At 64.1% G+C, this 7038-nt stretch carries 6 protein-coding genes and 1 pseudogene (1 of these 7 running past the window's edge); 3 read left to right on the forward strand and 4 right to left on the reverse strand.

Features of this window, described 5'->3' with window-relative positions; all coding sequences use genetic code 11:
* The 3 genes in view from FrCorBMG51_RS22390 to FrCorBMG51_RS22400 are tightly spaced (at most 24 nt apart) and all read right to left on the reverse strand, a layout consistent with a single transcriptional unit that may run on beyond the window.
* Nucleotides 1-416 carry the 5' portion of an SDR family NAD(P)-dependent oxidoreductase gene (locus FrCorBMG51_RS22390; protein ID WP_047224989.1) on the reverse strand. The gene continues 385 nt to the left of window position 1, outside the view, so only the first 416 of its 801 coding nucleotides appear in the window; it begins with the start codon at nucleotides 414-416; its stop codon lies off the left edge, out of view.
* 24 nt (nucleotides 417-440) lie between these two features.
* Nucleotides 441-1241, reverse strand: coding sequence for a crotonase/enoyl-CoA hydratase family protein (locus FrCorBMG51_RS22395; protein ID WP_047224990.1), 801 nt, complete (start codon nucleotides 1239-1241; stop codon nucleotides 441-443).
* Nucleotides 1242-1251: 10 nt separating this feature from the next.
* Nucleotides 1252-2385, reverse strand: coding sequence for a thiolase family protein (locus FrCorBMG51_RS22400; protein WP_047224991.1), 1134 nt, complete (start codon nucleotides 2383-2385; stop codon nucleotides 1252-1254).
* Between the two features lie 657 nt (nucleotides 2386-3042).
* On the opposite strand from FrCorBMG51_RS22400, the gene FrCorBMG51_RS22410 reads away from it, so the two are divergent.
* The 3 genes and pseudogenes from FrCorBMG51_RS22410 to FrCorBMG51_RS34220 form a co-directional block, all read left to right on the forward strand.
* The gene (locus tag FrCorBMG51_RS22410; RefSeq protein WP_047224993.1) at nucleotides 3043-4596 is read left to right on the forward strand and encodes an aldehyde dehydrogenase family protein; all 1554 of its coding nucleotides are present in this window, start codon (nucleotides 3043-3045) and stop codon (nucleotides 4594-4596) included.
* 179 nt (nucleotides 4597-4775) lie between these two features.
* Complete coding sequence (locus FrCorBMG51_RS22415; RefSeq protein WP_139342480.1) at nucleotides 4776-5621, forward strand: hypothetical protein; 846 nt, start codon at nucleotides 4776-4778, stop codon at nucleotides 5619-5621.
* 448 nt (nucleotides 5622-6069) lie between these two features.
* Nucleotides 6070-6201, forward strand: a pseudogene (locus FrCorBMG51_RS34220) (IS982 family transposase); the annotation flags it as partial.
* A 391-nt stretch (nucleotides 6202-6592) separates the two neighbouring features.
* On the opposite strand, the gene FrCorBMG51_RS29140 reads toward FrCorBMG51_RS34220, so the two are convergent.
* The gene (locus tag FrCorBMG51_RS29140; protein ID WP_162233275.1) at nucleotides 6593-6751 is read right to left on the reverse strand and encodes a hypothetical protein; all 159 of its coding nucleotides are present in this window, start codon (nucleotides 6749-6751) and stop codon (nucleotides 6593-6595) included.
* Nucleotides 6752-7038: the final 287 nt, after the last annotated feature.

Raw genomic sequence — 7038 nt, forward strand, 5'->3', positions numbered from 1 at the left:
CCGGAGTCGAGCGGCTCGAGCGCCGCCATGGCCGCTGCGGCCTGCCGGAGAAGGTTGAATGTCCCTGACAGGTAGATGCGGATCGTCCGATCGAAAAGCTCCTGCGGTATGGGTGCGCCACTTCTGTCCAGGATGCGCTGCTGGGCAACGGGTCCGGCGTGCGCGCAAACGGAGACGCGCAGTTGCCCAAGCTCCGATGCAGCTGCGATGGCCTGCGCCACGGACTCTTCGTCCGTGACATCGGTTCGTACGAAGACAGCGGCCTCGTCAAGGTCCTGAGCGAGTGCCTTCCCTCGCTCTTCCGCGAGGTCGGCGATCACGACCCGCGCGCCGTCGGCTACCAGCCGACGTACCGTCGCCTCGCCGAGACCGCCGGCTCCCCCGGAAACGAGCGCTGCCTTGCCACGGATCTCCATTGATGTCCTCTCGTCGATGGTGGTCTAGCGGGCCAGCCAGATCGGCGAGCGCTTCTCTGCGAAGGCTCGTGGGCCCTCTTTGGCGTCTTCCGACAGCGCCAGTACCGCGAACTCCCGCTCGGTGAGCGCCCAGAGGCTGTCCTCATCGTGCCGGGCGCCGTCCTCGGCGCCGTAGGCGATCCTCTTGCTGGCCTGGACAGCGAGCGGGGCATTGGCGGCGATCTGCGCCGCTAGGTCCATCGCGGCATCAAGGGCCTTGCCGGCTGGCACTACGCGGTTGATCAGACCCCAGCGCGACGCGTCTGCGGCACTCATCGGTTCACCCGTGAGGAGCAGTTCGAGGGCGACGCGGTGAGGAAGCTGTCGGATCAGGCGGAACGCACCTCCCGCTCCGGCGACCAACCCTCGCTTCACTTCGGGGAGCCCGATCGTCGCCGTCTCGACGGCGACGACGAGGTCGCATGACAGCGCGAGTTCGGTCCCGCCACCGAGTGCGGCGCCGTTGACCGCGGCTATGGTGGGCTTGGACGTGAAGTGGTTGGCGAAACCGGCGATGCTCCAATGCTCCCTGCCGACCGGCAGGATGCGCTCGCCACGCATGATTGCCTTGAGGTCGGCGCCCGCGCTGAAGGCCTGGTCGCCCGCTCCGGTGAGCACGATCACGCGGATGCTCGGATCACTGTCTGCAGCCGCCACCGCGTTTCCCACCAGCAGGCAGACATCGTGGTCGACAGCGTTGCGAGCATCGGGGCGGTTGAGCGTGATTACGACGACATGATCGTGGCTGGAGACCAGCACTTTGCTGGGGTCGCTCACCTCGGGCATCGTGTGCTCCTCACAGCAGTTCGAAGATAGTCGCGTTGGCTTGACCGCCGCCCTCACACATGGTCTGCAAGCCGTAGCGGATGCGGTTGTCGCGCATGTGGTGCAGCAGTGTGGTCGCGATCCGGGCGCCGGACCCGCCGACCGGATGCCCGAGCGCGATCGCGCCTCCGCGGGGGTTCACGATCGCGCTGTCCGCTCCGATCTCGGCCAGCCAGGCCAACGGCACCGAAGCGAAAGCTTCGTTGACCTCGAAAGCACCGATGTCATCCACCTTGAGGTGCGCACGCTTCAGCGCCTTGCGGGTGGCCGGGATCGGCCCCGTCAACATGATGATCGGATCGTCACCGATCACGACTGACGTGTGAACGCGCGCCAGTGGTTCCCAGCCGTGGTGGCGAGCGATCTCGCTGGTGGTCACGAGCAGGGCGGCCGCACCGTCGGTGATCTGGGAAGCGTTGCCTGCTGTGACCGCGCCGTCATCCTTGAACGCCGTCTTGAGCGCTGCCAGGCTCTCAAGCGTTCCACCGCGGCGGATGCCCTCATCCCGCTCCAGACCATCTACCACCACGACCTCCCTGTCGAACGCCCCGGAATCCAGGGCAGCGGCGGCCCGGGCGTGGGACTCAAGCGCGTATCGGTCGAGGTCATTGCGACTGAATCCCCATCGCTCGGCGATGATCTCCGCTCCGAGGCCCTGATGCGGGGTGGTGCCGAAGCGTTTCTGCCAGCCCGCACCGCCGTACGGATCTCCTCCGACGGTGAACGCCAGACCCATGGGGATGCGCGACATGGACTCCACACCACCGGCAACGGCCACGTCGTAGTGGCCGGCGATCACCCCAGCGGCGGCAAAGCTGAGCGCTTGTTGCGAGCTCCCGCAGGCGCGGTCGACCGTCACGCCGGGCACGTGCTCGGGCCAACCTGCCGACAGCGCGGCTGTGCGGGCGATGTCTCCGGTTTGCTCGCCGACCTGCCCGACGCACCCCCAGACCACGTCATCGACGAGGGCGGGGTCTAGATCGGTGCGCCTGGCGAGTTCGCGCAGCACTGCAGCGCTGAGGTCTGCCGGATGCACATCGGCCAGTCCGCCTCCGCGCTTACCCAGCGGCGTACGGACAGCTTCGACGACGACGGCGTCTCGCATACGGCTCCTTGCGGCGTGGGCCTTCGACTGTGGGCTTGTACTGGAGACAAATCTAAACCATAGTTGAATCGAAGTTGCAAGATCTGCGGATGACCGAAAGGGGCGAGGTGATGGGCGAAGATCTCGGGGCCGTCGTCGCCGCAGGCCCTGTCGGCATCCACGCTGGGGACGCCCTCCTGTTCCGGTGGGGTGCGCCGGTCGAACTTGACTTCGTCGACCACCCGCTCACCCCCTCCGGCCTGCTGGCGACGTTCTTGTGCGCAGCGGTGATCGGAGTGATGGCGGTGGCATTCGTGACCGCGCTGGCACAACAGGTTCTTCATCCTCGGGCCGTGGGCCAAAGCTGGGAGTCTGCCGCGGTGTTCACCGTCGTCGCACGGCGCTGGGAGCCCTGGGAACCGGCGAGGTGCCGATGGGACAGATGCCGGGGCTTGCTGATGATCTGGACGGCGCGCTCGGCCTGCTCGTGTCGGCCGGACTCGGACCGGCCGGCACCACCGCACCGCGCTGGCGGTGCCGGCCGACCAGGCCCACCCGAATAACCACACCGATCAAAAATAACCATTCCAGCCGCCGCACCAGTCATTGGACTAACTCGGATTACATACCAATGAACGTATCGGGATAACGCCATCATCCTCACGGAGAAGGACTGTCATGACAACACAGGTACAAGAGCAGACCGCGAAGGGACCTGTACTGATCGAGGTCCGCTGCCCCGCGGACGGACGGCTTGTCGCATCGGTCCCGGACGAGGGTCCGGAAGGCGTCGCCGTGGCCGCAAAGAGATTACGAGAGGCGCAGCCGGCGTGGGAGGACCTGGGCCCTGATGGCCGCGCCAAGTACATGTTTCGCTTCCTCGACTGGATCCTCGACAACGAGAAGCACCTCGTCGGCCTCATGCAGGAGGAGACCGGCAAGTCCTGGGGCGACGCGGGTCTCGAGGTCGCTATGGCGGTGGACCTCATCAATTACTATGGCAAGCATGCCAAGAAATTTCTCGCCGACCGTAAGGTAAAATCCTGGGGTGCTGTCGGTATGACGAAGAATTTAAGGGTCTTCGCCCGTCCGTACCAGCTCGTCGGAATGCTCACCCCCTGGAACGGGCCCCTGGGCGGCCCCATGCTCGACGGTGTACCCGCGCTCATGGCCGGTTGCGCGGTCCTGTTCAAGCCATCGGAGTTCACGCCTCTGACCTGGGCGGAAGCAACCCGTGGTTGGCTTGAGGAGGTGAACGCCCCCCCAGTCCTCGCGAGCATCACAGGTGGGCCTGAGACCGGAGCGGCGGTCGTGGAGGCAGTCGACATGGTCGCCTTCACCGGCTCCACCAGGACCGGCCGCAAGATCGCGGCAAGGGCTGGGGACCGTCTCATACCCTGCAGCCTCGAGCTCGGCGGCAAGGATGCGATGATCGTGCTCTCCGACGCCGACCTTGAACGTGCCACCAGCGCGGCCGCTTGGGGCGCGATGTGGAACTCCGGTCAGATCTGTATCTCGGTCGAGCGCTGCTACGTCGAAGAGCCCGTGTACGACGTGTTCGTCGAAAAGGTGACACAGAAAGTCAAGGAGCTGCGTCAGGGCATGGACCCCGATGGTAGCTATCAGACCGATATCGGCTCGATGGAGAATGCCAACCAGTTGGCCATCGTTGAGAGCCATGTCGCTGACGCCGTGCGCAAGGGAGCCAAAGTGCTCACGGGTGGCAAGCGTGCGGTTACCGGTTTGTTCTTCGAGCCGACCGTTCTCGTCGACGTCGACCACTCGATGCAGTGCATGCGGGACGAGACCTTTGGCCCAACCCTGCCGATCATGAAGGTGGCGAACGAAAAAGAGGCCATCCAGCTCGCGAATGACTCGCCTTACGGGCTGTCATCGAGCGTCTGGAGCAAGGACCGCAAGCACGCCGACCGCGTTGCGCGACAGATCGAGGCTGGCGCCGTCAATATCAACAATGTCATGATCAGTACGTTTCAGCTGCCTCTGCCTATGAGCGGTTGGAAAACCTCCGGTGTCGGAACACGTTCGGGTGGAGCTACTGGCATCCTCAAGTACTGCCGCCAACAATCCGTGGTCTCCGAGAAAATCCATCTGAAGTCGGAGCCGCACTGGTATCCCTATAGGCAGAAGAGTAGCGAGCTGCAGGCCAGGATGGTTCGCCTGCTCGGAGCCCACGACTGGCAGCGGCGACTAGGACGCACACCGAAGCGATGAGTCTTCTCAATAAGTGACTTGAAGTGCCAGTAGTATAGCGGTATGTGACAGTGGGCTCGTGGATGCCTCTGCGCTCACCTTCGCTGGCTAGCGTGACCGTGCAGTACGGTTCAGGACGGATTCCAAACCGTCGGTGGTTTTCTCCTCGGCAAAATGCTGCATCAAAGGCGGTTTCAGACGTGAATGCGTTGACTCAGAGAGTGTGTGCGTGGAGTGGCTTTCTGTTCGCCCTGCTGTTCTTTCTCGGATTTGGCGTCATAGCCAGATACATCCCACCACCGCTCCCGTCGAACGGCCCCGAGGCCGTCGCGACCATGTATCGTGATCATGCTAACCGCATCCGCTCAGGCATGATTCTAAGCATGTTCGGTCTCTGTTTCTGGGTACCCTTTGTTGCGGCTATCTCCGTTCAGCTCAAGCGGATCGAAGGTAGCCATACGCCGCTTACCTACGCGCAGCTTGGACTGGGTGCGACACTTCCTGTCGCGTTCTTTCCCCCGCTGTACTACTTCCTCTCTGCATCCTTCCGCCCTGAGCGCTCGCCCGAGTCGATCCAGATGCTCAATGACATGGGTTGGCTGCCGTTCACCGGGATCATCTATGCAATCTTCGTCCAGAATCTAGTCATCGGTATCGCTGTGCTCCGTGACAAGCGAGCTGAGCCGATCTTCCCCCGGTGGTATGGCTACTTCAACATCTGGTGCGCGCTGTTGTACTGCCCGGCAAGCCTGGACGTCTTCGCCAAAACCGGCCCGATCGCCTGGAACGGGTTGCTCACCTGGTGGCTTTCGCTGGTGGCTTTCTTCCTGTGGCTGGTCGTTACGATCGTGGTGATATTGAAGGCAATAACCAGCCAGCAGAAGGAGCATGCCTCACGGCGCACGGCCGACTTCGATCTTGAGCGGGCTGGTGCGTCGCCAAGTTTAATCATCTCCGCGGAGACGGTGGCTCTCAAGGACCAGGTACAGGTGCTCGCCGCTGAGCTCGCGGAGCTCCGTGAAAGCCTGTCGTCCCGGTACCCGTGAGCGGGGTCAACCATCCGGATGTGTGGGTGTTCAGCCGGCTGAGCCGGTGCCCCGATCATCCGACACGTCGAGACCACCATCGAGATCATCGACGAGTTCGCCGCCCGCGGATTCGACAGATCCGACCGGCTGATCTCGACGTTGGCGAACATCGCCGAGGCCAGCCGGGCACCGGCGAGCCCGACCAGCGTCAGCCGGCACTGCTCGATCTCGAGCCGTTCCAGCCGCCGGCCCGCCGCGTCGACCCCGTCGAACAGCCGGCCCTGGTAGTCGGCCCTGGTAGGCAGTGTCATCCTCCAGGGAGGAGATCGGGGCGAGCTGGGCCGGGAACCTCGGCGCCCGCGGCCCCGGCCTGGCGACTCCCAGAGATCGCATAGGCACTTGAGCAGTTTAGACGAGTAAGTCCGAAGTCTGGGCTCGCGGTGACCGGGCATAGGGAGAGAGCTTCAAGGCCCTGCTCGACCACCACAGCGAGGCCCGATGGCTGCGCCACGCCCGGGCGCATCTGGTCGGGGGCCCCTGCCTGCCCGGCCGGCCCGGCTACAACAAGCGGCTGACGTCGGCGTTGCCGCTGGTCAAGACCTCGGCGCCTGGGGAGGGCCCCAGTCATCGGCGTCGTCGGTGAAATCGGCATGGGGCTCGAAGCCGAGGCTCCGGACGTATCCCACGGCGCCGAAGACAATGTCCGCGGAGAGTTCGATCGGCACGTCTTGCCATCCAGCGAGGTAGGCAGCGAAGTACGTGGGCAGGACTGGGATAACTCGACGTCGGTCCTGATATCAGGGCCGACATTCACCAGGTACCCGCACGCCGACACTCTGTTCCAGCGATGCTTGCGGGCGACCAGCACGCTAACGAGCAAACCAGCGTCAACGTCGTCGACCACCACGCACGCCAGTGGGCAGGAACAACGAGCAGAGGGCACGGTGGCGGGGCAGCCCATTCTCCTCGGCGGCAAGACGCTCCGCGGATCACGCGGTTGCGCGGCCGATGCATGGCACCTGCTCGCCACCCTCGACCACGACCGGGGTCCCGTGTTCGGCCAGGACGACGTGGAAGCCAAGACCAACGAGATACCCCAGCTCCTCGTCCTGCGCGTTCGGCGAGGGTGACGTCGTGGACCTTGTCATGATCTGCTGAACAGCAACTTACCAGAACGCTGCAGGCCGTCCGGCGGATTCTCCCGCATGCCGTTCCTTTGGCCATGCTTGACTCTAATTCGAATTAGGTATAGGAAAAGTAGAGGCAAAAAGTCTACTGCCAGAAGCGGCGCGGTACGGCCAACGAACGCCAACGCCGCAGGGTGCGGTCCAGTGGAACCTCGAGGGGAGCTGTCCGCATGACGAACCTTCCCGATGCCGTCGAGGCGATTCGTGCGTTCACCGCCGAACCGGCCCCCCTCTGTGTCAGTCTCGGG

The sequence above is a fragment of the Protofrankia coriariae genome, from assembly GCF_001017755.1.
GTDB lineage: Bacteria > Actinomycetota > Actinomycetes > Frankiales > Frankiaceae > Protofrankia > Protofrankia coriariae.